The 25,985-nt window shown below is 45.5% G+C and carries 27 protein-coding genes; 18 read left to right on the top strand and 9 right to left on the bottom strand.

Annotated elements, in window-relative coordinates:
- Positions 1-52: 52 nt before the first annotated feature.
- A complete protein-coding gene (gene syd, locus KO537_RS08355; RefSeq protein WP_173245867.1) occupies positions 53-703 on the top strand; it encodes a SecY-interacting protein in 651 nt (216 codons plus the stop codon).
- Between the two features lie 95 nt (positions 704-798).
- Here the strand turns inward: syd and KO537_RS08350 are convergent, their stop codons facing one another.
- Complete coding sequence (locus KO537_RS08350; protein ID WP_131523815.1) at positions 799-1,572, bottom strand: Zn-ribbon-containing protein; 774 nt, start codon at positions 1,570-1,572, stop codon at positions 799-801.
- Complete coding sequence (locus KO537_RS08345) at positions 1,572-1,955, bottom strand: hypothetical protein (RefSeq protein WP_131523814.1); 384 nt, start codon at positions 1,953-1,955, stop codon at positions 1,572-1,574. Before KO537_RS08345 ends, KO537_RS08350 begins: the two co-directional genes overlap by 1 nt.
- Positions 1,956-2,119: 164 nt before the next feature.
- Here KO537_RS08345 and KO537_RS08340 point away from each other — a divergent pair, with 164 nt between their 5' ends.
- A complete protein-coding gene (locus KO537_RS08340; RefSeq protein WP_028760621.1) occupies positions 2,120-2,527 on the top strand; it encodes a DUF3192 domain-containing protein in 408 nt (135 codons plus the stop codon).
- Positions 2,528-2,538: 11 nt separating this feature from the next.
- Here KO537_RS08340 and KO537_RS08335 read toward each other — a convergent pair whose 3' ends face one another.
- A complete protein-coding gene (locus tag KO537_RS08335) occupies positions 2,539-2,772 on the bottom strand; it encodes a DUF2789 domain-containing protein (RefSeq protein WP_028760620.1) in 234 nt (77 codons plus the stop codon).
- 150 nt (positions 2,773-2,922) lie between these two features.
- Here KO537_RS08335 and KO537_RS08330 point away from each other — a divergent pair, with 150 nt between their 5' ends.
- Together KO537_RS08330 and KO537_RS08325 are read left to right on the top strand one after the other, a co-directional pair.
- Complete coding sequence (locus tag KO537_RS08330) at positions 2,923-3,561, top strand: GNAT family N-acetyltransferase (RefSeq protein ID WP_173245858.1); 639 nt, start codon at positions 2,923-2,925, stop codon at positions 3,559-3,561.
- On the top strand, positions 3,554-3,859 hold the full coding sequence (locus KO537_RS08325) for a DUF962 domain-containing protein (RefSeq protein WP_131523812.1): 306 nt from the start codon (positions 3,554-3,556) through the stop codon (positions 3,857-3,859). The genes KO537_RS08330 and KO537_RS08325 overlap by 8 nt, the downstream gene beginning before the upstream one ends.
- Before the next feature lie 1,730 nt (positions 3,860-5,589).
- On the opposite strand, the gene KO537_RS08320 is transcribed toward KO537_RS08325, so the two are convergent.
- The gene (locus KO537_RS08320) at positions 5,590-5,976 is read right to left on the bottom strand and encodes a DUF3301 domain-containing protein (RefSeq protein ID WP_105249728.1); all 387 of its coding nucleotides are present in this window, start codon (positions 5,974-5,976) and stop codon (positions 5,590-5,592) included.
- A complete protein-coding gene (locus KO537_RS08315; protein WP_219234228.1) occupies positions 5,973-6,986 on the bottom strand; it encodes a DUF3549 family protein in 1,014 nt (337 codons plus the stop codon). The genes KO537_RS08320 and KO537_RS08315 overlap by 4 nt, the downstream gene beginning before the upstream one ends.
- A 163-nt stretch (positions 6,987-7,149) precedes the next feature.
- Between KO537_RS08315 and KO537_RS08310 the strand changes: the two genes are divergently transcribed.
- On the top strand, positions 7,150-7,470 hold the full coding sequence (locus tag KO537_RS08310; RefSeq protein ID WP_028760615.1) for a YqcC family protein: 321 nt from the start codon (positions 7,150-7,152) through the stop codon (positions 7,468-7,470).
- Entirely contained in the window at positions 7,457-8,302 is an 846-nt protein-coding gene (gene truC / locus KO537_RS08305; protein WP_219234227.1) for a tRNA pseudouridine(65) synthase TruC, read from the top strand. The genes KO537_RS08310 and truC overlap by 14 nt, the downstream gene beginning before the upstream one ends.
- A gap of 121 nt (positions 8,303-8,423) precedes the next feature.
- Here truC and KO537_RS08300 read toward each other — a convergent pair whose 3' ends face one another.
- A complete protein-coding gene (locus tag KO537_RS08300; protein ID WP_219234226.1) occupies positions 8,424-8,618 on the bottom strand; it encodes a hypothetical protein in 195 nt (64 codons plus the stop codon).
- Positions 8,619-8,739: 121 nt separating this feature from the next.
- Between KO537_RS08300 and KO537_RS08295 the strand changes: the two genes are divergently transcribed.
- The 4 genes from KO537_RS08295 to KO537_RS08280 all read left to right on the top strand — a co-directional run bounded on the left by KO537_RS08295 (position 8,740) and on the right by KO537_RS08280 (position 13,773).
- Complete coding sequence (locus KO537_RS08295; protein ID WP_113938961.1) at positions 8,740-9,204, top strand: flavodoxin; 465 nt, start codon at positions 8,740-8,742, stop codon at positions 9,202-9,204.
- Positions 9,156-10,637, top strand: a complete 1,482-nt coding sequence (locus KO537_RS08290) for a PTS transporter subunit EIIC (protein ID WP_173497100.1) — start codon at positions 9,156-9,158, stop codon at positions 10,635-10,637. Before KO537_RS08295 ends, KO537_RS08290 begins: the two co-directional genes overlap by 49 nt.
- Before the next feature lie 165 nt (positions 10,638-10,802).
- Positions 10,803-11,669: a formyltetrahydrofolate deformylase gene (purU, locus tag KO537_RS08285; protein WP_173497916.1), complete on the top strand. Its 867-nt coding sequence runs from the start codon at positions 10,803-10,805 to the stop codon at positions 11,667-11,669.
- 172 nt (positions 11,670-11,841) lie between these two features.
- Positions 11,842-13,773, top strand: a complete 1,932-nt coding sequence (locus KO537_RS08280) for an HD domain-containing phosphohydrolase (RefSeq protein WP_168823188.1) — start codon at positions 11,842-11,844, stop codon at positions 13,771-13,773.
- A gap of 135 nt (positions 13,774-13,908) precedes the next feature.
- Here the strand turns inward: KO537_RS08280 and dapD are convergent, their stop codons facing one another.
- From dapD to map, 3 genes are read right to left on the bottom strand one after another with little or no spacing between them, the layout of a single operon-like run.
- On the bottom strand, positions 13,909-14,733 hold the full coding sequence (gene dapD, locus KO537_RS08275) for a 2,3,4,5-tetrahydropyridine-2,6-dicarboxylate N-succinyltransferase (RefSeq protein WP_028760609.1): 825 nt from the start codon (positions 14,731-14,733) through the stop codon (positions 13,909-13,911).
- A 21-nt stretch (positions 14,734-14,754) separates the two neighbouring features.
- Positions 14,755-17,340 (bottom strand): bifunctional uridylyltransferase/uridylyl-removing protein GlnD, encoded by a 2,586-nt coding sequence (gene glnD / locus KO537_RS08270; RefSeq protein ID WP_173245849.1) that lies wholly within the window; start codon positions 17,338-17,340, stop codon positions 14,755-14,757.
- A 33-nt stretch (positions 17,341-17,373) separates the two neighbouring features.
- Complete coding sequence (gene map, locus KO537_RS08265) at positions 17,374-18,204, bottom strand: type I methionyl aminopeptidase (RefSeq protein WP_226058787.1); 831 nt, start codon at positions 18,202-18,204, stop codon at positions 17,374-17,376.
- A gap of 283 nt (positions 18,205-18,487) precedes the next feature.
- Here map and rpsB point away from each other — a divergent pair, with 283 nt between their 5' ends.
- From rpsB to rseP, 8 genes are all read left to right on the top strand, one after another.
- A complete protein-coding gene (gene rpsB / locus KO537_RS08260; protein WP_028760607.1) occupies positions 18,488-19,216 on the top strand; it encodes a 30S ribosomal protein S2 in 729 nt (242 codons plus the stop codon).
- A gap of 120 nt (positions 19,217-19,336) precedes the next feature.
- Entirely contained in the window at positions 19,337-20,188 is an 852-nt protein-coding gene (gene tsf / locus KO537_RS08255; protein WP_028760606.1) for a translation elongation factor Ts, read from the top strand.
- A gap of 68 nt (positions 20,189-20,256) precedes the next feature.
- Positions 20,257-20,994: a UMP kinase gene (pyrH, locus tag KO537_RS08250; RefSeq protein WP_006080981.1), complete on the top strand. Its 738-nt coding sequence runs from the start codon at positions 20,257-20,259 to the stop codon at positions 20,992-20,994.
- A 21-nt stretch (positions 20,995-21,015) separates the two neighbouring features.
- A complete protein-coding gene (frr, locus tag KO537_RS08245) occupies positions 21,016-21,573 on the top strand; it encodes a ribosome recycling factor (RefSeq protein ID WP_012088724.1) in 558 nt (185 codons plus the stop codon).
- 81 nt (positions 21,574-21,654) lie between these two features.
- Positions 21,655-22,482, top strand: coding sequence for an isoprenyl transferase (locus KO537_RS08240; RefSeq protein ID WP_028760605.1), 828 nt, complete (start codon positions 21,655-21,657; stop codon positions 22,480-22,482).
- Between the two features lie 20 nt (positions 22,483-22,502).
- Positions 22,503-23,360 (top strand): phosphatidate cytidylyltransferase, encoded by an 858-nt coding sequence (locus KO537_RS08235; RefSeq protein WP_105249720.1) that lies wholly within the window; start codon positions 22,503-22,505, stop codon positions 23,358-23,360.
- A 4-nt stretch (positions 23,361-23,364) separates the two neighbouring features.
- Positions 23,365-24,555, top strand: coding sequence for a 1-deoxy-D-xylulose-5-phosphate reductoisomerase (gene ispC, locus KO537_RS08230; protein WP_173245846.1), 1,191 nt, complete (start codon positions 23,365-23,367; stop codon positions 24,553-24,555).
- Positions 24,556-24,594: 39 nt separating this feature from the next.
- Entirely contained in the window at positions 24,595-25,965 is a 1,371-nt protein-coding gene (rseP, locus tag KO537_RS08225) for a sigma E protease regulator RseP (protein WP_173245843.1), read from the top strand.
- Positions 25,966-25,985: the final 20 nt, after the last annotated feature.

Raw genomic sequence — 25,985 nt, 5'->3', positions numbered from 1 at the left:
GTTTCCATGTCAAAATAGGCGCACATTATACCTGAAATTGGATTGTGCTTAAGTGTCTTGTCTGCCCGCACTCGATAAATTTTTGCAAAACTATCATCAAGCTTACTTAACGAGTTTAGGTGAACTACCGCGTTATTACCCACAGGGTGAGCCTTCTGTGTGTATTCAAGGCGAATTTCAACCGGATCTTGAACAGGCCGTTCCTTGGCAGCCAGTGAAACGCAAAGTTGAAGGCAGTTTCGCCAATGTAGAGCATGCACTGGAGTTAACTTTATGGCCAGAGATCAATGATTTTTACGGTCATTATTTCTCCGCCCCAGTATTATTTGACTCTAAGTGGGGCACCGGGGAGTTACTGCAAGTCTGGAATGATGACGATTTTAACTGCCTGCAACAAAACTTGATTGGTCATCTGATGATGAAGAAAAAACTGAAGCAGTCACCAACTTGGTTTATCGGTCTGTTAGATGAGGGAGATAAAATGCTCACCATCAATAACAGTGATGGTAGCGTATGGATTGAAATCCCTGGTGAAGTGCAATCTGAGCAATTGTCCTCGAGTTTGACTGCGTTTATCGAAGCATTATCGCCACGGATAGCACCACCCGTTAAACATGAAGAATTACCTATGCCCGCATTAGAACATCCTGGTATTTTCGCCAGTTTTAAACGTATGTGGCAAAACCTTTTCGGTAAACGTTAACTTCTGTGAGCGACATTTTTATTATCAACCTAAGTATTAACTCAACCTAAGCGTGGCTTATCTTAGGTTGAGTTCTGCAAGGGGATAAACAGATGTTATTGATGATCCCAAGACAGATTCGACACTATGCGGCAAGGCTCGCAGCGAAAATGGAACATATCCAATAAAGGTTCATCGAGTTTCCAATCATGACTGCCACAACGTGGGCAAGGTCGCGTTTTTTCTGTGGCTAAATCTTGGCCGCCAACGCGATATAAGTAGTAATAGGTCGGGATCTGAGTGAGATATTCGATACGACCGCGCAAATCCCAACCTCTACGAAATAAATCACTGTCCGGACTCGATAATTCCTCAAGTGCGGCAAATTCTGCCTTGGTGGCCGCCGCCATTTGTAACTCATCACAGGCTTGCCATTCGCTCTGCCAACGGATAATGCGCTTATGATCGCCATTAAAGGTTGCGGGTAAACGGTACAGGGGAATGGGCAATAAATTGTCGCCGCTGCGTAGGGGCGAGCACATATGCACAAAACTGGTGTATAGCAGTTGCCAGCTGGGTGTTTCGGTATTACTTACTTCAGAATTGATATCCTGACCAATAAACTTTTCCCGCGGCGCGAGTAGTTTAGCGTCGGTTAATTCTACTAAGGCTTTTTTGACCCAAGGGCTGTGATATTTGTGCGCTAAACTGCTTTTCTCTGGCATCAATAAACGCACTCTAAACTCACCATCATTAAAGGCGACCGCAAATTCTCGCCCTAAGATTTGACCATTAGCTCGATAGGCTTCAAGGAGCTGATTAATTGCCTTCTCGGCGGCAGATATCGTGGTGTCGGCGAAGCATTCGAAGCGCAGTTCAGTGACAAACATTAAGCTGTTTTTCCTTGGATTTCTAATAAGTTGATGCGTTGTTTAAGTTCAAGCAGTTCGTTTTTTAATTGCATTATTTCTGTTTTTTGCTGCTCAGCATGACGTTCAAAATACGCCTGTTGCATCTGCAGGCGCTCGGCGAGCACTGCAAGGGTTAAGGTATCGTTAGTTGCGGGAGTGTCAGTTGTAGGGCTGATAGTTTGCAACTCAGCTAAACGCTCGCGATCCGCCTTAGGCATAGATTTAAATTGCTGTAAGCCTTGGATCAATATAGGTAAAGGTAGGCTACTACCTAAACGGGTTTTAATTAAGGCAAGGCTCGGTACTTTACCGCAGGCTTCGAGCGAACGTGCGGCCGCTAATACTTGGTCAAGGGGACTCATAATTAGCAAAATTCCTTAATTTGTTGAATTGTTTAAACCAATTTTAAAATAATAATTAATTTTTTCATTTAAAAACAGTGTGTTGTCTTGTGGCATTTATTTTGCTTATTGTCCAGCCGAAATACCATTTTTTAAGCTTCAATAATAATTACACAGGATGTCACATGATGAACCATAAATTGAATAACAAACTTATCGCCATCACTTTTTTAGGGCTCGCAAGCTTAGGTCTTAGCGGCTGCGTGGTCAATGTCGGTGATGGAGAATCGGGCTGGGATAGCAGCGAATCTTGGGAGAAAGTGCAGGATAAAAATCGCACTAACTTAACCAAGCTGAGCTTAGGTATGCCTAAAGACCAAGTGATGATCTTAATGGGCACCGCTGATTTTAGTGAAGCCTATATTCAACAAAGTGCTCAACAAGGTGAAGCCAATAAAGAAGTCTTAGTGTTGTTTTATCGTACCCAGCGTAATAATGGCGATGGAAAAACCACTAAGGATGAATGCACGCCTATCGTGCTGAGCAACAATGCCTTAGTGGGTTGGGGTGAAACGGCTTACGGTAAAATCTGAACCAACGAGTCTTATCGTTTACGTAGCTGAGTGTCTAATTGCTCAATGGGCTCAGTCCAGAGGGCATCGGCTTCTAAACCTTCAATGATAAAGCTCTTTTGGGCTGGGGTCCAAAAGGGCGCTTGGCTTAAATGGATGTGATGGTCGATATCATGGGTTGCAATAAACTGCGCTATGGCCTCGTCGCTACTGTCTAAACCGAGTTGCTCAAACAAGTGGCTTAAGTCTACTGGAGTTGTATCCATCATTATTTCCTTTTCAGTATAGTGCCTTCGTTTAGAGTAAGCGCCTGATTGAAAAATGCAATCTATGATTAAAATTTGCACTTTTTAGTTTCCTTGGTAGATTAACAGTTACGCATAAAAAAGTGTGAGCTAAGTCAAGGAATGCTAACGATGGACAATGAAATTCTGGAGGACTGCCGCGCAGTCTATTTGACCGCGGAAGACTTACGCATTGCCGCTTCTATTCTCTATAACGCTTACCATGATGATCCTTTTTTTGTCGATTCACTCTTTACCTCAGACAAAGCCGCTTATGAGCAAAAATTGCGCGCCGCAATCAGGGAAGAACTCAATACGTTATGGCAACAAAAACAAGCCCTCATTGGTTTATTCGACCATGAAAGACTCTTTGGGTTAGCCTGTGTAGTTACTCAAGAAGTGCCTTTAGGGGAAGGGCGTTATTGGCATTGGCGCTTAAAGATGTTGTTAGGTACAGGTTGGCAATCGACTCAAGCACTAATGAACAAAGAGTCCAGTATTATTGAACTTTTACCCAGTAAGCACTGCGGTATTTTGCAGTTTATTGCTCTTGCACCAAATGAACAGCACAAAGGACTTGGACATAAGTTAGTGCAAGCTGTGGTGAGTTGGTGTGATGAACAGCCTGATTTGGATGGCATTGGTGTGTTTATCGCTCAGGAGAAACACTTGCAACTGTTTACTCAGCATGACTTTGTATCCATAGGCGAGCTGAGTATCGGCAGTGTCCATGGCCAGCTTTTATTCTATTCGGTTCAACAAGATGACTAACTCTTATAAACGTTTCGCCGATTTTTATCCTTTCTATTTATCCCAACACCAGCACCCGACTTGTCGGAAATTACACTTTGTTGGCAGTTGTTTAGTTCTGCTGCTGATTGGCATTGCCTTGGTTTCACAAGCCTGGTGGCTATGTTGGTTTATTCCTATTGTTGGTTATGGTTTTGCGTGGGTGGGACACTTCGTATTTGAGAAGAATCGACCCGCGACATTTCAGTATCCTTTTTACAGTTTGATGGCAGATTGGGTGATGTTTGCGCAGATGATTCGCCGCTTTTTTAAACGTTAAAAAAACTGCTCGAGTGAGATGCCCATGCCCGTGTGAGAGATCGCTTACAAACGTTGTAGGACATAATGTTTTCTTTTTGATTGTTTTTTGTCCTATAATATTTAATTTTAAATAGAATCATTGGGTTGTATTTGTTTTTCTTTGGTTGGTCCGTAATTAATTTTGTAGTCCGTTCTTTGAGCCGAACAAAAAAGTTAGGGTTAACGTAGAATTCACTCATGGCCAAAGCAAATGGATAGCAAGGAAAGCGAAACAGGCCAAAGGGACGCAAGAAGCAACGAATTAAGATTTCAAGGTTGAAATCGCTGACGGTAGGAAAACTGTCATTCGCCTCGGATAGGCTAAGGAAAAGCAGGATTGCTTTTCAAGGATGATTAGGGACAGTGAGTTGTATCGTCAGGATGATGAATTTCAGGAAGAATACAGGACACGCTTAAGGATTAAGCATGAACTCGAAACAGGATGTGTCGAGATAAGGATAAAGTATAAGGGTGAACAGCTTGTACTAATCTATGGAAAATAAATTTTGCAGGATGCAATAGGAATACGTCATAGGAAGTGACAGGCTCTGTAAAAAGGATTTACAGGTCAAGGGACTGAGTGTTATCTCACGTAAGTTTGATACACAGGGACGAAAAGGGATTACAGGGACGACGCAGGACGCAAGCAGACGCATGGATGGTGCAGGGAGCACAAATCGAGCAGGACGGCTTACAAAGGATAAATGGGGCGCACTTTAGTTGCGCCCTTTTCTTTGGTTCATTTTCAGCATTAATCTGGCTTTGCCAAGCTATAACGCTATTCACACAGACTTTATCTTAACTCTGCTTAAAGACTTCTCACCGTAAAGCATGTTCACCAGTCCTACTTCTCTTATTGCCCAATGATTTACTCTCTGTGTTGTCTGTGTTCTGGTCATGCGCCGAATGCTTGTCGAATTTTGAGCGATAGCGGTTTATGCATAAGTCCTCAGGGGAGACATCTAGCGTTTTGCTTACTTTTGATTCGAATTGCCATCTTCCGTGTAAGAGATCTCCTACAAGTATGTAAGTAATTTGTAGGTTCAAAGGATGGTTATGTCTTGGGGGGTGTTATTATTTATATTCATATCAGTAGGTTAACCTGTTTGTTATCAGTTGAGCTCACCATTTTTGTTAACATTTTAAATAATCCACAATGAGTACTTTCGTTGGTTGGCGTAGAATTCATCTTGTAGAAGGAATTGCGGGCAACAGGATGTTTGCGATCAGGATGATCGAACAGTGACTAAGGAATGTGACTTAAGGAAAGATAGGGATATAGGCCTTTCAGGATGAAAGAGAGCCAATACCAAGGAAGGGAGACTATCAAGGATTGATAGACTCATTGCATAGGATGGCAATGGCACAGGGAGTGCAATTGAATGGATGCAATACCCGTTTCATGGATGATGATGGAACCGCTCAGGAAAGAGCAAGCTTGGGACTGGATGACCAAGAGATAGGGAAGTACATGAGTACAAGGACCTCAAGGATTGAGCAGGGATGAAGCAGGACGCAGATTGACGCATGGATGGTGCAGGGAGCACAAAAATAGCGGGATAGCTTAACAGAGAATAGGAGGGCGTGGCTTTAGGGCCGCGCCCTTTCTTTTTTAACTTTTACAGTGAGTTATTTTGTAGCACCAGAGAATGACTGATTATTCTCAATTCTGGCTCACATTTTATTTGAGCCAACATTGTCGATAAAAGCTTAATGGCATTTGCCTGAGTTACAACCACTTTGCGTACCACACCCGCCAAACTTACCCTGTGACGTCGGCGCTTCATGCCATTCGGGCTCTGGGAAGATAGGCCATTCAATCTTTTGAATTTTCTTGCCTTGCATCCAAATATGGCCACGGTATTGGTTAATGCCGTCGGTGCTGAATTCAAATAAATATTTCGCCTTCCAGCAGATCCCCGTCGTGCCGCCAATGCTAGGGCGGGCAGTTTCCATAGCAATGGCTAACAGTTGCACTTTTTGTCGCCAACATTCTTTTTCGGCAAAAATACGGCTCAACTCTGCCATTTGGCGTAGTTGCCAAAAGAATGCGGCAATCACGACGAGGCCAATAATTAACAGTAAATCTGACATCATTTGCTAGCTGCCTTAAACAAACCACCTATGGCTTGTGATAGTTGAACACTTCGATTGGGATTTCTTAATTCGCCTAGTAGTTGATTGCGCAAACTAGGAATTGCCACAATATCAGCAAAGACCTGATTAAAAAAGGCTTGGGGCTGCAGTGCCAGAGCTTCTAAGTAAAGACTGCGACTTGAATCTTGTTTTAATACCGACCAGTTACGTCCGGCAATGCTGATGAGGGCATTGGTATCTAAAGAGGATTGGCCGTGTAGATGCGCAAACGCTTTTTGGCTGTGTTTGGCGCTAGAAGCCAAAGCGCGAAGGAAATAGGCTTGGTGTTCTGGCGCTGCGTCTTGAAGTTTCGCGAGAATCTTATCGGCGAGAGTGTCGCTAATCAGTAAGTGTTCAAGACATTGGCATAGGGCGATTTGCACTTCAATGGCGGCTGTATTAAAACTCGATACCAAGTGCTGCTCATGATCAAATTCTTTTGCGCGTACACACACATCGGCTATGCCTTGCATCCCAATATGTTGCCATTGTGATGGGGCAACTTGGCCTGACAGATATTGCACGGCAAACTCGTATTGTGATGAAGCGCGTTGGCCAAGTTGTTTACGAACGAGTGCGTTAAATACGGCCAGTTTTTCCTGGTTTGGCTTGAAATTAAAGGGATTATTTGCGAGTCGTTCTTGCTGCTCATCACTGAGCGGCTGAGTGGGATCTTGCCCTAGTGCCGCTAATATCATTTCGATAAATTGTGAGCGAGGCGCGGGCGACAGTAATCCTTGCTCATCTAACGCCAGTTTTAGAAACCAAATAAAGTGCTGCTGGCTAGCATCCCAAAAGACAATAGCAAATTGTGCATGCCCTTGAATGGGATAAGGATAAGGGGCTGACAGAGATTCGATTTGGTGAAACGCGAGCATATCAATATGTTGCACCCTACGGCCAAGATCATACACTTGGAACTGGGTTTTGGCTGTGGTTAAAAACTGGCTTAAAGTTGTAATTTCAGTCATTTGGCTGCCATATCAATCAAAGAGGCTCAATAAATTGGCGCCATTATAGGGGGAAGTGCGTCTGGATGGTATGATTGCGGCACTTTAATCGACCTATTCGGCCAGTGAATTGTGGGAAGTTTTCGAATCACACAGGGCTAATATGAGAATGGATCTGAAAGCTATGTTATACAGTCAAACCCAAGCTAAATTGGCTCAGATTACTCACGCGCTGCAAGCGGCCGAGTTGTGGTCTGAGCAAGCGCCTTCTGCCGCAGCAATGGCAAGCACAGCACCTTTTGCCTGTGATCTTATGCCCCTTGAGCAGTGGCTGCAGTTTATTTTGCTGCCTAGAATGCAGACTTTAATCGAAACGGGGGCGCCATTGCCGACTCAAATTGCGATTGCCCCTATGGCTGAACATGTTTGGCTGGATATGCCCCCGCGCCAAACTTTAATTAGCCTATTAAATGAATTGGATATGTTGTTAAATGAATCAAGATGATATCTGGCTTGAAACGCCTGAAAATGCAGTGAATGTATCCCAAGAGGATGATTCAGAAGAGCAGGCGCCTGAGATTGAAATTCTTTATGAAGATGAGCATTTAGTGGCAATTCATAAACCCGCAGGCTTATTGGTCCACCGCAGTTATTTAGCGCGTCGGGAGCGATTTTTTGCCATGCAGCTGACCCGTGATTTAGTGGGCTGTCATGTGTTTCCTGTACATCGTCTCGACAGGCCGACATCCGGCGTGCTCTTGTTTGCCAAGAGTAGTGAAGTGGCCAATGCTCTGTGTGAGCAATTTGCCTCCCATACGATTGAAAAACAATATTTGGCTTTAGTGCGCGGTAATATGCATGAGAGCGGTATTTTAGATTATGCGCTTAAGGTTGAGTTGGATGAATTAGGCGATAAGAATGCCGATCCTAATAAAGCCGCGCAGGAAGCTGTGACGGCGTATGAGCCATTACTCAATACTGAAATTCCGTATCCGTCAGGTCGATATCCCACTAGCCGATTCGCACTGGTACGCTTGAGTCCTAAAACGGGGCGTAAGCATCAGCTTAGAAGGCATATGGCACATTTACGCCACCCCATCGTCGGTGATACCACCCATGGCGATGGTAAGCAAAATGCATTTTTTCGTGAGCATTTCAGTATTAATCGCCTGTGGCTTATCGCAAAAAAACTCACCTTTACACACCCAATAACTCAAACTCGGCTCAGCATAGAAACCGAGCTCGAGTCCGAGTGGGAAACCGTGTTTGCCGAGCTAGGTTGGGACGAGGCGACCTTGAGTCAGCAAGCTGAGTTATTCATCTCCCAAGAGGCGTGAACAGCAAGCGGCCAATGCTTGATATGGTGATATTAACTTAGTCGCGTGAATAAAATTAAGAGCATTCACTTTGCTTTGTTATTGAAACTAAAGTCATCGAATTTAAAACGAGGTGGATTGCTTAATCGAGGAGTTGTGGCGTTTGTGCTGTTTGTGGCCGCAGCTCTTGCATCATGACGGCTAAGGTTGAGAATCCAGACGTGAGTACAAGTGGCGATATGAGATTTTGCTGGGCGGAGTGGAAGTAGTTTTTACGTCGAATATGGGTTGTTTTGTGGTGCTGCTTGAGGTGTTTTTGGCGGGTGGACTGTCGCATTAGATATTTTCTCACGCTCAATGGCTTGATTTATAAAAAATTTGCGCCTTAGCTTGCTCATACGCTGAACAATAAAGTAAGGTCAGCCTAATAAGGTTTGCAACGCGATGTGGAGTGTATCATGAAAAAGGTGAATCTGGTGTTTGGCACTGTATATGGTAGTGCACAATTTGCCGCTGAAACCCTAGAGAAAGAAATGCAAGTTTTAGGTTATGATGTCACATTGTGGCAACCTAATGAGGTAGCAAGCTTTATTCCTCCTCAGGATGAATTGTTAGTGGTGGTGACTTCGACGACCGGACAAGGGGATTTACCCGATGATATTCAGTCTTGGTACCATAATCTTAAACATTTAGCACCCTACTTACCTGAGCTTAGATACAGTGTGATAGCTCTAGGTGATTCAAGTTATGAGACTTTCTGCGGTGCAGGTAAGTCTGTAGATGCACTCTTGAGTGAACTTGGCGCTAAGCCGCTAGTGGAATTACTCGAAATTGATGCCTGTGAAACCATGGAACCTGAGGTTGAAGCGATAAAATGGCTAGAACGCTGGAATCAAGTCGTCAAAACCGAGCTCGTCGCTTAGGTAGTTTCGTCAATCTACAGTGGTTTAAATTTGCCCAGCGCTTAAGCCAAGCGCTGCTTATTCCTATTGCCATTTTACCCGCCGCTGGGGTTATGCTCGGCTTAACCGTTAGTCCAATTCCTTTTATGCCCGAAGAGCTGACAGTGCTGATGCTGGCGGTGGGCAAACTCATTTTCGCCATTATGCCGATGTTATTTGCCGTGGCTGTCGCTATTGGTTTTTGTCGCGATCAAGGCATTGCCGCCTTTTCGGCAGTGTTTGGTTATGGGGTGATGACGGCAACGTTAGCCGCACTGGCTGATTTGTATCGACTTCCAACCCAACCTTTATTAGGAATGGATACCTTAGATACTGGAATTGCAGGTGGCATGATGCTCGGTGGTATTACTTGCCTCGCAGTCCGTTGGAGTCAATATATTCGCTTGCCTGCGATTTTCTCTTTCTTCGAGGGACGTCGCAGTGCATCTTTACTTATTATTCCCCTAGCGATGAGCCTAGGTTATGTACTCGCCCATGTGTGGCCACCCTTAGCTTTATTGATTGAGCGCGTATCCGACTGGGCGGTTTATCAAAAACCGGCCATCGCCTTTGGCGTGTATGGCGCATTAGAGCGGTTACTTATTCCCCTTGGCTTACATCATATTTGGAATGCGCCTTTTTACTTAGAGGTGGGCCAATACCAGTTATTGGGGTATGAAGTCGTTCGTGGTGAGGTGGCGCGCTATTTAGCGGGCGATCCGCAGGCTGGAAACCTTGCCGGTGGTTATCTGATTAAAATGTGGGGATTACCGGCTGCTGCACTGGCAATGTGGCGCTGCGCTGACCCCTCTGAGCGGAATCGCGTGGCGGGCATTATGCTCTCGGCGGGGGCGGCCAGTTGGTTAACTGGGGTGACTGAACCTATCGAATTTGCTTTTATGTTTGTGGCGCCGATTCTATTTATTATTCACGCCTTACTCACTGGGCTCGCTTATTTTGTCTGTATTATGCTGGATATTCACCACAGCATAGTATTCTCCCAAGGGCTGGTGGACTTTACGCTGCTATTTCCATTGTCCCGTAATGCCAGCTGGTTTATTTTCCTTGGGCCTTTAACCGCCATAATATATTACCTGTTGTTTAGACTGAGTATTTTAGCCTTTAATTTGAAAACTCCCGGTAGGCTTGAGCATAACGACAGTAAAGGACCCAAAGAAAGTTTACGGGCGATTATTGCGGCGCTCGGCGGGCGTGAAAATATCGTTGAACTTAATGCTTGTTTGACACGGTTACGCTTGAGCGTACACAAGCCCGAGTTAGTCAATAAGGTGCGTTTGAGTCAGTTGGGCGCTAAGGGCGTGATCGTTATGGGCAAAGGTGTGCAGGTGGTTTATGGCACTAAGGCCGAAACCCTGCGTAAAGTATTGCAGCGTTACTTAGATACTCGGCGCTAGGATTGTGTTTTTACAAAATTAACTGCTTAATTTTTACATTTTATTGATTCAAGCCTCTGAAATATCATTTTTATTTTCGTATTATAGGGTTTTCATACTGTTCAGCATGATTTGCTATGGCAAACTCGATGTAGAGACAATATAGGAGAGCCAACTTTGCAACAAATGACTGAAACTCGCGGTAATACTTCGCCATCCATAGAACGTAAAATCTTACTGACGGATTGCGCTGATGCCCAAGGCCTCATCGCTAAAATCACCAGTGTTTGTTTTACTCATAAACTGAATATCATCAAAAACAGTGAGTTTGTGGATAATGCCCAAGGGCGTTTCTTTATGCGAACTGAATTAGAGGGCATTTTTAACAGCGAACTGTTATTGCAGGATCTGCGTGACGTACTGCCTACGCAAAATCATATGACGTTAGTTAGCGCGGGTAAAAAACGCATTGTGGTGTTAGTTACAAAGGAAGCGCACTGTTTAGGCGATTTGTTAATGAAAGCTTATTATGGTGGTTTAAGTGTCGAGATTGCCGCTGTGGTGGGTAACCATGATGCACTACGTGAATTGGCAGAGAAGTTTAACATCCCTTTTCATCTGGTGAGTCACGAAGGCTTAGACCGAATTCAACACGAGCAAGCACTGTTGGCCGCAGTATCACAATATGAGCCAGATTATCTGGTGTTGGCTAAGTATATGCGGGTGCTAACTCCAGATTTTGTGGCGCAATATCCTAATCGTATCATCAACATTCATCATTCTTTTTTACCTGCTTTTATCGGCGCCGCACCCTATCGCCAAGCCTGGGAGCGCGGGGTGAAAATTATCGGTGCGACGGCGCATTTTGTGAATAATTGCCTCGATGAAGGGCCGATCATCAAGCAAGACGTGATTCCCGTCGACCACAGTTATAGTGCCTTAGAAATGGCGCGAGCTGGGCGCGATGTTGAAAAGAGTGTATTGAGTAAAGCGCTGCAATTAGTGCTCAACGAACAAGTGGTCGTGTACGGCAATAAAACGATCGTTTTCTAAGATGTAGGTGAGTCGTGGCAATGGCATGACATTCAGCGGCGTTTATTTTAACCCGTGTCTGTCATGAAATCAGCTATCATTATGTTTATTGGAGATTTTATAGTGCTCACATTGGGGTGAACATAGCGGTATAGTGTATTACCCATGCTCGAATTACAGGTCGGAGTGCTGGATGTCAACTCGTCAAAGCCTTATCGTTGGAATGAAAGACTTGCCCGATAGTTTGAATTTATCTTGGGCACAGCTAGATGAGCAGTTTTGTGTGCTACGGATGAGCCAAGCCTTTTATAGCCGTTGCAAACGCTCTGCGGCGCAAATCATTAATCAACCGATTAGCCAATTGTTTAGTGCTTTTAATGCTGAACTATGCGCCGATATCGTGAGGCGACGCGGCCAAGAAATAGGTTTTCAATTACAAGATCATCGCGGCATACGTGTGCATCTCGCGCTGCATTCTTTGCCTGAAATGGGATGGTACTTGATTCTATCCGACATCAATTTTGAAGATCCGCAGATGAAGGAGTTGCACTCGGATTATCGTCGAGCGATTCAAGCCAGCGATGCTTGGCTGCAACACATTGAAGATGTGATTAAATCCTCCCAAGAAGAAGTATTTAAAGTCGCAGTTTCTAAGGCGATGTCACTCACTGGCAGTCGATATGGCTTTATTCTGTTGCATAACGAAAAGTTAAAAACACTCACACTCGCCGCGCGTTCTGAGTATCCCCACGCAGAGGCGAATCAAGCCGATTTTGTTGAAGATAATACCCAAGTGTCAGAACTTGAAAGCCGCGTATGGCTCGAATGTGTGCGAGATTATAAGCCGATCATCCAAAATCAAACCGATTCCCAAAGGCGCTTAGGGGATTTGCCCTTAGATAAACTGCTACTTGGAGGGCGTTACTTGGCGGTACCGATTTTATTTCGCAGTCGCTTAGTGGGCATGCTGTGTGTGGTTGACCGTAACGAGCCTTATAGTCGTAATGATGCGAGATCATTACTGACTTTTGCCAGCATTTTATGGCACAGCATTGAACTACCACGCACATTGCGCGCGGTATCCAGGCAGTCCAAAATCATTAAAGCGCAAAAAGAGCAATTATCTCAATCGTTAACCCAGCTTATTAGTGCTATTTCTGAGGCATTAGAACTGAAAGATGCCTATACCGCAGGGCATCAAAAGTCGGTGGCGCAATTAAGTTATTTGATTGGTGAGAAATTAGGTTTAGACCCGCTGCGTTTAGAAGGGCTGAAGATTGGTGCCTTAGTTCATGATATTGGTAAGTTAGCGATTCCATCACAGATTTTGACAAAACCGTCAAAACTTTCAAAAGAAGAATACGCATTAATACAGACCCATCCGCTCCATGGCGCTGAAATTATTGAGGATGTGGAGTTTCCTTGGCCCATTAAAGAGATGATTTTACAGCATCATGAGCGGCTCGATGGCTCAGGTTATCCCGCGGGCTTAAAGGATAAGGCGATTTTATATGAGGCAAAAATTATTGCCGTCGCCGATGTTGCCGATTCGATATTGTCCCACAGGCCTTATCGCCCATCGTTAGGGCTGGAGAAAATGACTGAAGTATTGCGTGCGGGCAAAGGGACTCTTTTTGATCCTGAGATAGTCGAAACCTGTTTAGCGATTTTGATTAATCGAGAGTTGAGTATTAGCGATCATATCGGCGCTGCGCCGCTTGAACCTTTAGTCACGATTTCACTCGACCATGAGTTAGTTGATATTAAGCGTTTACTTACGACTGCCCATGCTAAGGTGGCCGTGGTATTGGATGAGCAACATAAGATACTTGGGGTGATCACGAGTCGCTTACTGGAACATTGGTTTAGCCCATTACTTGGCACTGCGGCTGAGCGTGAACTGGATAGGGCATCTTTACATAAAAAAGCCCATCAGATCATGGAGCATTCAGTGCCTATTATCAGTGAGGTGGCCACATCGGAAGATGCATTACTGCAGTTGAATTTACTAGACTCAGAATATCTTGTGGTGGTGAACAAAGCGCAGCAGCCATTGGGGATTATCGGCTGGCGGGCCATTGCAATGACGAGAAATGCATTCCGTGAAGTAGAGCGTTTGATTTAAGTGTCTTATTAAACACTTTATTTTTAAGCCTGATAATGACAGCGCAACCGTAGGCTAAATTTTACCGACAATAAAAAAGATGCCCTTAGGCATCTTTTTTATGGAACTCATGTTATCGAACAAATGCTGTGACTGTTAATCAACAATACGCAGTAATTCGTTGATACCCACTTTACTGCGGGTTTTTGCATCGACTTTCTTAACGATAATAGCGGCATAGAGGCTGTACTTGCCACAGGCTGATGGTAAGTTGCCAGAAACAACCACAGAGCCTGCTGGCACACGACCGTAATGCACTTCGCCGGTTTCGCGATCATAAATTCGAGTACTTTGGCCGATATACACGCCCATAGAAATCACTGAGCCTTCTTCAACCACAACGCCTTCAACAATCTCAGAACGCGCACCGATAAAGCAGTTATCTTCGATGATAGTTGGGCCCGCTTGCAATGGCTCAAGTACGCCACCAATGCCCACTCCGCCAGATAAATGCACGTTTTTACCGATTTGTGCACATGAGCCAACCGTTGCCCAAGTGTCAACCATAGTGCCTTCATCAACATAGGCGCCTAAGTTCACATAGGATGGCATCAACACGGTATTTTTACCGATAAATGAGCCTTTACGTACTGTTGCCGAAGGCACTACACGAATGGCTTCCGCCTTAAAGCGGGCTTCATCATATTCGGCAAATTTTAACGGCACTTTGTCGAAGTATTTGGTTTCGGCGCCATCGATAACCACGTTATCGAAAATACGGAAGGACAGTAATACCGCCTTTTTCAGCCATTGGTGCACATGCCATTGTCCGTCGATTTTCTCGGCGACACGGACTTCACCTTTATCGAGCATATTGATGACATTTTGCACATCGCTGCGCACACCTGCGTCAACTGTGCTTGGTGTGATGTCGGCGCGCGCTTCAAAAGCCGCCTCAATACGTTGGCGTAAAGCCTCCATTTACTTCTCCCACTGGTCTCGTTAATTAACTGATTCGATATTCTTTGCACTCAGGGCACTGATTAAAGCATCCCTGAGGGTATTCTCTTGGGTTTCGTTAAGTTGCAAGCCATCATTAGTCTGCAGCATAAAAAAGTCTTCGGCTCGCTCACCAATGGTGGTGATTTTGGCCGCGAGTAATGTTGTGTTGCAACGGTAAAAGATATCCCCGACTTTTGCCAGTAATCCTGGCGAATCTAAGGCGATAAGCTCCATCATACTTGTACCATGACGACTGCTTTCGAGGAAACTCACTTGTGTCGGCACATTAAAAGGTTTCATCTTGCGCGATAGTTTTCTAAAGCGCGGCAGTTTTGGACTGTCGCTCGACAGGGCTTTCTCAAGCGCCTTACGGATACTTTGGATGCGTGAAAGCTGGCTAACGGGCTCACCATCCTGCTCTAAGATCACAAAGGTATCGAGGGCATAATTGTCTTTTGAGGTCATGATGTTGGCATCATGGACGTTGATATTTTTATTGTCGAGTACCGCCATCACAGTTGCGAACAATTTAGGTCTGTCTTGGCAATAGACAAATAGCTCAGTACCACCACGGGTGGTGTGTTTGGACACTAAGACTAAGGGCTCATCCTGTTGTTTGTGCTTTAAAATCGCTTCGGCGTGCCACGCGACTTGATTTGGCTGGTGGCGTAAAAAGTAATCGGCCTTAAAACGTTGCCACAGGGCATCGAGATCTTTCTCTTTCAATCCGCGGCGCAGCAGTTCTTTTTTCGCCTTGGCTTGGTATTCACGCACTCTGGCACGAATATCGACGGGTTTTTCTTTACCGCGGGCGAGCACTCTTTGGGTCGAAAAGTACAAGTCGCGTAGCAGTGAGCCTTTCCAGTTGTTCCAGGTTTTTTCGTTGGTGGCGCAGATATCAGCGACCGTTAAGCAGTACAGATAGCTTAAATGCACGGCATCGCGGACTTTATTGGCAAAGTCGGCCACCACATCGGGATCGGAAATATCACGGCGCTGGGCGGTGACAGACATCACCAGATGATTTTCAACCAGCCAAGCGACTAGACGGCCATCGTGATCATTTAATCCATGCAGCTTACAAAAGGCGAGGGCATCGCTGCTGCCCAGTTTACTGTGATCGCCACCGCGACCTTTGGCGATATCGTGGAAGATAGCGCCTAATACGAGTAAACCTTTTTTAGGCAGTTGGTTGATGAGAATCGAGCCTAAGGGAAATTCTTCTTTTTGTTCGGCTTGAGAAAAACGCTCAATATTGAGCAGCAATCTGTGGGTATGTTCATCGACTGTGTAGGCGTGGAACAGGTCAAACTGCATCTGACCTTCAATATTTCGCCATGCCGGTAAATAGGCCGATAACACGCCGTGTTTGTGCATTAAAGACAAGGCAACAATGCCGCGAGGATGGCGCAAAATTTCCATAAAGGCTTGGCGGCAAAGCGGGTTTTCTTGCAAGGCTTGCGGCTGGGCGCGTCTTGCACGGCGCAGTGAACGCAGTGTTGGCGCGTAAATGCCTTTGATGTTGGAGTTTTTAGCGACCAACAAAAATAGCCGCACAATTTCTTCGCCGCTATCGAACAGATCATCGCTTAGCGCTTCAATAAAAGTGCCGCGGCGCTGGTAGTGTTTATCTATCGATTGAATTTCTAAAGCTTTTGTGTGGCCCAGTGTTGCCCGTTTAAACAGCTGCAGCAACATTTCGTTTAGCTCCATCACTCGGCGTACCGTGCGATAGTAACGTTTCATCATTTGCTCAACAGCAAGCTGGGTGGCGTCTTCATACCCCATAAGTTCGGCAACTTGGCGTTGTACATCAAAGAGTAAGCGATTTTCATCGCGACCGACCACCATGTGCAGGGCAAAGCGTATCTTCCACAAAAAGTGCTGGCATTCGAGCAGCTCTTCTAGTTCACCAGGCTCTAAAAAGTCGTATTGGACTAATTCTTCGAGGCGAGCGGCGCCAAAGTGACGCATGGCTACCCAAGCAATGGTTTGAATATCCCTAAGACCACCGGGACAACTCTTGATATTGGGTTCTAAATCGAAGGCACTGGCTCTGGCATGGCGGGCATTTTGCTCATCCCGTTTTGCGATAAAAAAATCGCTTGAAGTCCAAAAGTCACTCTGACGAATCGCATCATAAAGTTGATCGAATAAAAATTCGGGTCCTTCAAGTAATCGTGCCTCTAACAGATTGGTGGCTATGGTGATTTCTTCACGGCCGAGGATAATCGTGTCGTTTAACGTACGGACACTGTGGCCGATTTCCAGATTGGCATCCCACAGAAAGGCAATAAACTGACTGAGTGCCGCTTCGGCGGCGGGTGACAAGATATCATTAAACAGGAACAGCAAGTCGACATCTGAGTGGGGATGCAGCTCCCCACGGCCATAGCCGCCCACGGCAATCAAGGCAATATCATATTCCCTTAGACCGTGCTGTTCCCAAGCTTGCTTGACAAGGGCATCGACAAATTGACAGCGCTGCGTGACGAGCTCTTCAATCGGGGTTTTAGCCTTAAAACTGGCCAAAAGAATCTGATTCTGTTCGATTAATGATTGTTTAGCGAGCAGAGCTATATTCATCGAGTCCCTTGTTTTTATGCTTGTTAGTGTGGCCTATCGCTCGTGATTGATGATACGTGGGAAATCCTCATCCTCACGCAGGGTAAGTACTTCAACCCCTTTTTCAGTCACCAGTAAGGTATGTTCCCACTGGGCTGAATTTTTACCATCGGAGGTCGTTACCGTCCACTTATCATCGCGATCGAGTATGGTCGTGTGGCGACCGGCATTGATCATAGGTTCAATGGTGAAACACATGCCTGGGCGTAATACTGTGTTATCGCCGTTACGGTAATGCATAACTTGAGGTTCTTCATGGAAACCTGAGCCAATACCGTGGCCACAATAATCTTGCACGATGGAATATTTCTCAAGGCCTGTTTTACTTGCTTTGATGAATTTTTCGATAGTATTGCCTATTTCACCCAGTTTTAAACCTGGACGAACCTTACGAATAGCTAAATACAGGCTTTCTTGCGCGATGCGGCACAGACGTTTGTCCTTCGCGCTCACTTCACCGATTAAAAACATCATCGAGGTATCGCCGTGATAACCGTCTTTAATCACTGTGATGTCGATATTGAGGATATCGCCTTCTTTCAATGGTGGGTTGTCGTTTGGAATGCCGTGGCAAATCACATGGTTTACAGAAGTACAAATGGATTTAGGAAAACCATGGTAGTTAAGCGGCGCCGAAATCGCACCTTGCTCTTCGGTATATTTGGCGCAGAGGTCATTGAGCTCATTGGTGGTCACGCCCGGTTTAACATGCGGCGCGATCATTTCTAATACCTGTGCGGCTAGTTTGCCCGCAGCACGCATTTTTTCAATTTCTTCAGCGGTCTTGATGACTATACTCATTGCGTTTTCTCTTGTGTCTTTAATGTCTGTTGGCCACGCAACCTAATGCAAAAATTTGTGCTTTAGGGCTATTTATGGTATAAAGCGCGCCGTTATGTTTAAGTCTTGATGAATTGTCCAAGCCAGCTTTTGCGCTGCTTTGATACTTGCAAGACTAAAGATGGCGGCCATTATACATGGCTATTTGTCTAAATACTAAATCACACACGTGTCGACACATTCTTCGGGGTGCCCTCAGTTGTTATATAAGGGGTCGAAGACATGGGATACGTGGAGGTCTAACCCCCTAAATTTTAAGGTAATAGAAATGACTACAGTTTCAATGCGCGATATGCTTCAGGCCGGTGTCCACTTCGGTCACCAAACCCGTTACTGGAACCCCAAAATGAAGCCATTCATTTTCGGTGCTCGCAACGGTGTTCACATCATCAACCTTGAGCATACTGTGCCAATGTTCAATGAAGCGCTAGCTTTCATCAGCAACGTAGCTTCAAAGAAAGGTAAAGTATTATTCGTTGGTACTAAACGTGCTGCTGGCGAAGCGATCAAAGAAGCTGCTCTGTCTTGTGACCAGTACTATGTTGATCACCGCTGGTTAGGCGGTATGCTGACAAACTGGAAAACCGTTCGTCAGTCAATCAAACGTCTGAAAGAACTGGAAAGCCAATCAGTAGATGGTACTTTCGACAAGCTGACCAAGAAAGAAGCGCTGATGCGTACTCGTGAGCTTGAAAAGCTGGAAAAATCTTTAGGTGGTATTAAAAACATGGGCGGCCTGCCAGACGTATTATTCGTCATTGGTGCTGACCATGAGCATATCGCTATTAAAGAAGCTAACAACCTGGGTATCCCTGTTGTTGCAGTTGTTGATACTAACTCTGCGCCAGATGGTGTTAACTACATCGTTCCTGGTAACGACGACGCTATGCGTGCTATCCGCCTGTACACTTCTTCTGTTGCTGCTGCTGCAAAAGCTGGCCGTGGTCAAGATTTGGCTGTTCAAGCTGAGCAAGACGGTTTCGTAGAAGCCGAATAATAATAAGGCGGGATGATTATCATCACCCTTATTAACCAAGATTTTTGATTGGTTAACAGGGGCCATTCGGCCCCTGTTTTATATCTGCAAATTAGTCGATTTTTTATAGAGGATTTAACAATGGCAATTACTGCTGCCCAAGTTAAAGAACTGCGCGACCGTACTGGCGCAGGCATGATGGATTGTAAAAACGCTCTGACAGAAGCTAACGGCGACATGGAGTTAGCAATTGACAACATGCGTAAGTCTGGCGCTGCTAAAGCTGCTAAAAAAGCGGGTAACATCGCTGCTGACGGTACAATTTTGATCAAGAATGGCGAAGGTTTCGCTGCGCTATTAGAAGTTAACTGTCAAACTGACTTCGTTGCTAAAGATTCAAACTTCTTAGCATTCGCGAACGCAGTATTAGATGCCGCTGCTGCATCTAAAGTGACTCTTGAAGATTTAAAAGCACAGTTCGAAGATGCACGCGTTGCATTGGTAACTAAAATCGGTGAAAACATCAACATTCGTCGTGTTGAGTACATCGATGGTGCAAACTTATCTTCATACCGTCACGGTGAGCGCATTGGCGTTGTTGTTGCCGGTGAAGCTGACGAAGAAACCTTAAAGCACATCGCAATGCACGTTGCTGCTTCTAAGCCTGAATACGTGAACCCAGAAGATGTTCCTGCAGAAATCGTTGCAAGAGAACAAGCTCTGCAAATCGAAATGTCAATGAACGAAGGCAAATCGGCAGAGATCGCTGAGAAGATGGTTCTTGGTCGTATGAAGAAGTTCACCGGTGAGATCTCTTTGACTGGTCAAGCTTACATCATGGAACCAAAGAAAACTGTTGGCGAAATTCTGAAAGAGAAAGGCGCTAAAGTCACTAACTTCATTCGTTTAGAAGTGGGTGAAGGTATTGAGAAGAAAGAAGAAGATTTCGCGGCTGAAGTTGCTGCTCAAATCGCTGCTTCTAAAAAGGCTTAATCGCCAACGCTAAATACCCCCAAGACCGCGGCAATAGCTGCGGTCTTGTTATGACCAGGATAAAAATTATGAGCACCAATCCAAAACCCGCATTTAGACGCATTCTTCTTAAATTAAGTGGCGAAGCACTGATGGGCGACGAAGGCTTCGGCATCGACCCTAAAGTATTAGATCGCATGGCTCAGGAAGTGAAAGAGCTGGTTGAGCTGGGTATTCAGGTGGGTGTGGTTATTGGTGGTGGTAATCTGTTTCGCGGTGAAGGCCTAGCAAAAGCAGGCATGAACCGTGTGGTGGGCGATCACATGGGTATGCTGGCAACGGTTATGAACGGCTTGGCAATGCGAGACGCCCTGCACCGTGCCTATGTTAATGCTCGTCTGATGTCAGCTATCCCGTTAAAGGGTGTGTGTGATGATTACAATTGGGCTGAAGCGATCAGCTTGCTAAAATCTGGCCGAGTGGTTATTTTTGCTGCCGGTACAGGTAATCCTTTCTGCACGACCGATTCTGCGGCCTGTTTACGCGGCATTGAAATCGAAGCTGAAGTCGTATTGAAAGGCACTAAAGTCGACGGTGTATACTCCGAAGACCCAATGAAGAACCCTGATGCCGTTAAGTATGATGAAGTGACTTATGCGGAAATTCTGGAAAAAGAATTAAAAGTAATGGACTTAGCCGCCTTTACTATGGCGCGTGATCACGACATGCCTATTTTAGTCTTCAACATGAATAAACCTGGCGCTCTACGCCGCGTTATCATGGGTGAAGAAGAAGGCACGCTGATCAGAGCGAAAAAAGTTATTTAATGACCAAGAAGGACATTTAACGTGATTGAGAACATTAAGAAAGATGCGCAAGAGCGTATGGGTAAATGCGTTGACGCGACTAAAAACCAAATGGCAAAAGTGCGTACCGGTCGTGCCCACCCAAGCCTGCTGGATTCCATTCAAGTCTCTTACTACGGCACTATGACGCCACTAAACCAAGTGGCTAACGTGGGCGTTGAAGATTCACGCACTCTGTCTGTGACGGTGTTTGACCGTAGTGCTATCCAAGCCGTTGAAAAGGCTATTATGAGCTCTGATTTAGGTCTGAACCCTATGTCAGCTGGCGCGACATTACGTATTCCATTACCCGCGCTGACTGAAGAACGTCGTAAAGACTTCATCAAAGTGGTGCGTAACGAAGCTGAAAACGGTCGTATTGCTATCCGTAACGTACGTCGTGATGCGATTTCTGAAGTGAAAAAGCTTGAAAAAGCCAAAGCTTGTACTGAAGATGATGTGCGTCGCAGTGAAGAAGAAGTGCAAAAGTTCACCGATGCTCACATTAAAAAGGTCGATGAGATTTTAGCGGCCAAAGAAATTGAGTTGATGGAAGTCTAATCTCAGTTCGATAAGCTAGAGTTGATGCGCCGTGTAGGGGTATACTACACGGCGTTTGTCTATTTTAAAGGGCTGTATTAGATGTCATCCACAGTGGAACTTGATCCGCACCCTAGGACGAGTGAGAGTGATTTATACACTCAAACGACCTTGCCGGGACAATTGCCCGAACTCGTGAAACAGTCGTTACCTAAGCATGTTGCTATTATCATGGATGGCAATGGGCGTTGGGCACAAACCCAAGGTAAACCACGAGTGATGGGACATAAGGCTGGTGTTAAGGCCGTTAGAAGAGCCGTAAGCACGGCAAGCCAATTAGGCATTGAATCGCTAACCTTATTTGCATTTTCTAGCGAGAATTGGCGTAGACCCGATAAAGAAGTCAGCTTGCTGATGGAGTTGTTTTTTACCGTATTACAGCGCGAAATTAAATTGCTGGATAAGAATCAGGTTAAGCTCAACATTATTGGCGATATCAGCCGCTTTTCGGCGCGATTACAGAAGCAAATTGCTGCTGCTCAAGAGAAGACATCTCGCAATACTGGCTTGGTTCTGAATGTTGCGGCTAACTATGGTGGCCGTTGGGACATACTTCAAGCAGCACAAAAATTAGCGGAAAAGGTCGAAACTGGCGAAATGACCAGCAGTCAGTTCACCGAAGAAGCCTTAAGTGCACATTTGTGCATGCAAAATCAGAGTGAAGTTGATTTAATGATCCGCACGGGCGGGGACTGTCGCATCAGCAATTTTGTGCTGTGGCAGGCGGCCTATGCAGAATTGGTGTTTACCGACACCCTTTGGCCTGATTTCGATGAACAGGCTTTTCATGAAGCGATAGCCATTTTTGCAAGTCGCCAGCGCCGTTTTGGTCTGACTGGAAGTCAGATTGATGAGATGCGTGCATTGTAAAACCTCATGAGGGATTTTTTTTGCTAAAACAACGAATAATAACAGCAACTTGGTTAGTTCCATTAGTTTTGGGGGCGATATTTTTGCTCCCTGCCAGCTACTTCGCCTGGGCCTTAGTTGCCGTCTTCCTTATTGCAGCAAAGGAATGGGGAAGAATTATCGATAATCAGTGTGATGTCACTCAGTGGAGCTTTACCTTCACAGTCGGCATTCTATTGGTGGCAATTAATCTGATTGTGCCAATTGATGCAGTTTGGTTAAGCCACCAGTTACATCCTATCTATTTGGCCATTCTCTATATTGGTGCATTCTGGTGGTTAGCATCACTATTATTAGTGGTAACTTATCCTAAAAGCGCTAAGTTCTGGCAAAAGAATCCTATGTTTAAGTCCATGTTTGGACAGTTAACCTTAGTGCCTTGCTTTGTTGCTCTTATCGCGCTCAAATCCATTAGCTCACAAACTTCACCCTATTACGGCCCAGTATTAGTACTGTTAGTGATGTTGATTGTGTGGGCCGCAGATTCTGGGGCTTACTTCGTCGGTAAAGCGATAGGTAAAACGAAACTGATGCCTGCAGTGAGCCCTGCTAAAACCTTGGAAGGCCTAGTTGGTGGTTTAGTGACGACTATGCTCGTGGTTGCAGGTGTTATGTATTATTCGCCAGAGCAAGAACTGGGTTTAGTTGTGGCAGTGACCTTATTTGTTGCTTTAGTGTCAGCGCTGGGCGATTTATCTGAGAGTATGTTTAAGCGTGCGGCCTGTATTAAAGATTCTGGCACTATTTTGCCCGGTCACGGCGGCGTGCTCGACCGCATCGACAGCCTGACTGCAGCCTTGCCGGTGTTTACCCTGATCTACATTGCATTCTGGATGTAACGCTATGCAAAATATGGTGATTTTGGGTGCTACCGGTTCAATTGGTGCTAGTACCTTAAGCGTGATTTCGGCTAATCCATTGGCTTATAGCATCTACGGATTGGTTGCCAATGCGAGCGTTGATAAGATGCTGGCTTTGTGTGTAGCCCATAAACCGAAAGTTGCGCATATGGTGGATGAAGAGGCTGCGAAACAGTTACGCGCCGTTTTACCCGCTGCGCTCAATATCCAAGTCACTACTGGCATGAACGATTTACTCGGTTTAGTGACGGCTGCCGATGTGGATACTGTAATGGCAGCGATTGTCGGGGCGGCAGGGCTAGTACCAACCCTTGAAGCCGTGAAGGCGGGAAAGCGAGTATTACTGGCCAATAAAGAAGCTTTAGTCATGTCGGGTGAGTTGTTTATTGAGGCGACTAAGCGCTCTGGTGCTGTGCTCTTGCCCGTGGACAGTGAGCATAATGCTATCTTTCAATGTTTACCCCTAGAAGTGCAAGCTAACCTCGGCCGTTGCGATTTAGCTGCGTCGGGTATATCCCATATTTTGTTAACCGGTTCTGGCGGGCCTTTCCTGCGGTCGGATCTTGCGACACTTGCGGCCATGACGCCTGCCCAAGCCTGTAAACACCCTAATTGGTCCATGGGACCTAAAATCTCTGTTGACTCCGCCACTATGATGAATAAGGGTTTAGAGTTCATTGAGGCGCGGTGGTTGTTTAATACTCAGGCTGAGCAACTTAAAGTGGTTATTCATCCGCAAAGCGTGATCCACTCTATGGTGCAGTACCGTGATGGTTCGGTTATCGCCCAAATGGGTAACCCAGATATGCGCACACCGATTGCCCATTGCATGGCTTATCCGCAAAGAATTCATTCGGGCGTTGAACCTTTAGATTTTTTCAAAGTCGGACAGTTAAGCTTTTATGAACCTGATTTTGAACGTTTCCCTTGTTTGGCTTTGGCTATGGAGGCGTGTGCCCAAGGCCAAGAGGCAACAACCGTATTAAATGCTGCCAATGAGGTCGCTGTTGAAGCATTCTTGCAGGGGCAAATTGGTTTTACGCAAATTGCAAAAGTGAATGAAGCTTGTTTAGTCACTGTGCCTAAACGTCCTATGGGCAGCATAGAAGATATTTTAGCCTTAGATGCGCAAACCCGCGTCTATGCGCGTGAGACATTAGCAAGCATCGCTTAGCAATAGCTGAGTGATTAAATTTATAACGTAAGGAGTGGGATGTTAGATTTTTTATGGAACTTAGGTTCTTTCATCGTTGCACTGGGTCTGTTAATTACTGCCCACGAATACGGCCATTTCTATATCGCGCGACGTTGTGGCGTGAAAGTCGAACGTTTCTCCATTGGTTTTGGTAAGGCTATTTGGCGCCGTGTTGGTAAAGACGGCACTGAATATGTGTTAGCCATGATCCCCCTTGGCGGCTATGTCAAAATGCTCGATGAGCGTGTTGAAGACGTTCCCGATGAATTAAAAGATCAAGCGTTCAATCGTAAAACCGTATGGCAACGTATTGCGATTGTGGCCGCAGGTCCAATTGCTAACTTTATTTTTGCCATCGTTGCTCTGTATTTTATGTATTTGATTGGTGTGCCATCACTTAAGCCTGTGATCACCTCGACGATACCCGGAACTGCTGCTGCGCAAATTCAAATCACAGAGCCAATGCAAATAACGGCCATTTCCGGTCAGGCTGTGCGTAACTGGGAAGAAGTGAATTTAGCTTTAGTCGGCCATATAGGTGATGAAAGTCTGAGTGTATCGCTAACGCCATTGAATGGTTTGCAAGGTTTGGATTCTAGTGCGCGGTCTTACACCTTAGATACGCGTAATTGGCGTTTTGACCCTGAAAAAGAATCCCCGATTACGGCATTAGGGTTAGGGATTTATCGTCCCGAAATCGTCCCCACCATTGCTGCGATTAGTCCTGACAGTGCCGCTGCGAATAGTGAGCTAAAAGTCGGTGACACCTTAGTTGCTATAAATGGTAAAAATTATACCGATTGGCAGGCTTTTGTTGACATTATTCAACATTCTGCCAATGTGCCTGTGAGTTTAACTGTGCGTCGCAATGGCGAACAGTTTAATGTGGCAGTGACACCCTTAAGCAGTAAAAATGCCGATGGCCAAGAGATAGGTATGCTCGGGGTGAGCCCAACCCAAGCACAATGGCCAGACAATATGCGTTTACAACTTGAATATGGACCAATCGATTCTTTCGGCATCGCAGCGGATAAAACATGGCAACTTGTTGCTGTGAGCTTTAAGATGATTGGCAAATTATTTACCGGCGATGTGTCGGTGAAAAACCTGAGTGGACCCATTTCGATCGCACAGGGTGCGGGCAGTAGTGCAAACTATGGCTTGGTCTATTTTCTCGGGTTCCTCGCGCTCATCAGCGTCAATTTAGGCATCATTAACTTGCTGCCTTTACCTGTGCTCGATGGGGGACACCTGCTGTATTACTTTATTGAAGTAATAACTGGTAAACCTGTACCTGAAAAGGTGCAGGAAATAGGATTCAGATTTGGGGCAGCAATACTGCTGATGTTGATGAGCGTTGCGCTTTTCAATGATTTTGCCCGACTCTGAGCAAGGACAGACTAATAATT

The sequence above is a fragment of the Shewanella sp. NKUCC01_JLK genome, assembly GCF_019345615.1.
GTDB classification, from domain to species: Bacteria; Pseudomonadota; Gammaproteobacteria; order Enterobacterales; family Shewanellaceae; genus Shewanella; species Shewanella oncorhynchi.
The sequence above is the reverse complement of the archived record's forward strand: the minus strand, read 5'-3'. Positions and strand labels throughout refer to the sequence as shown.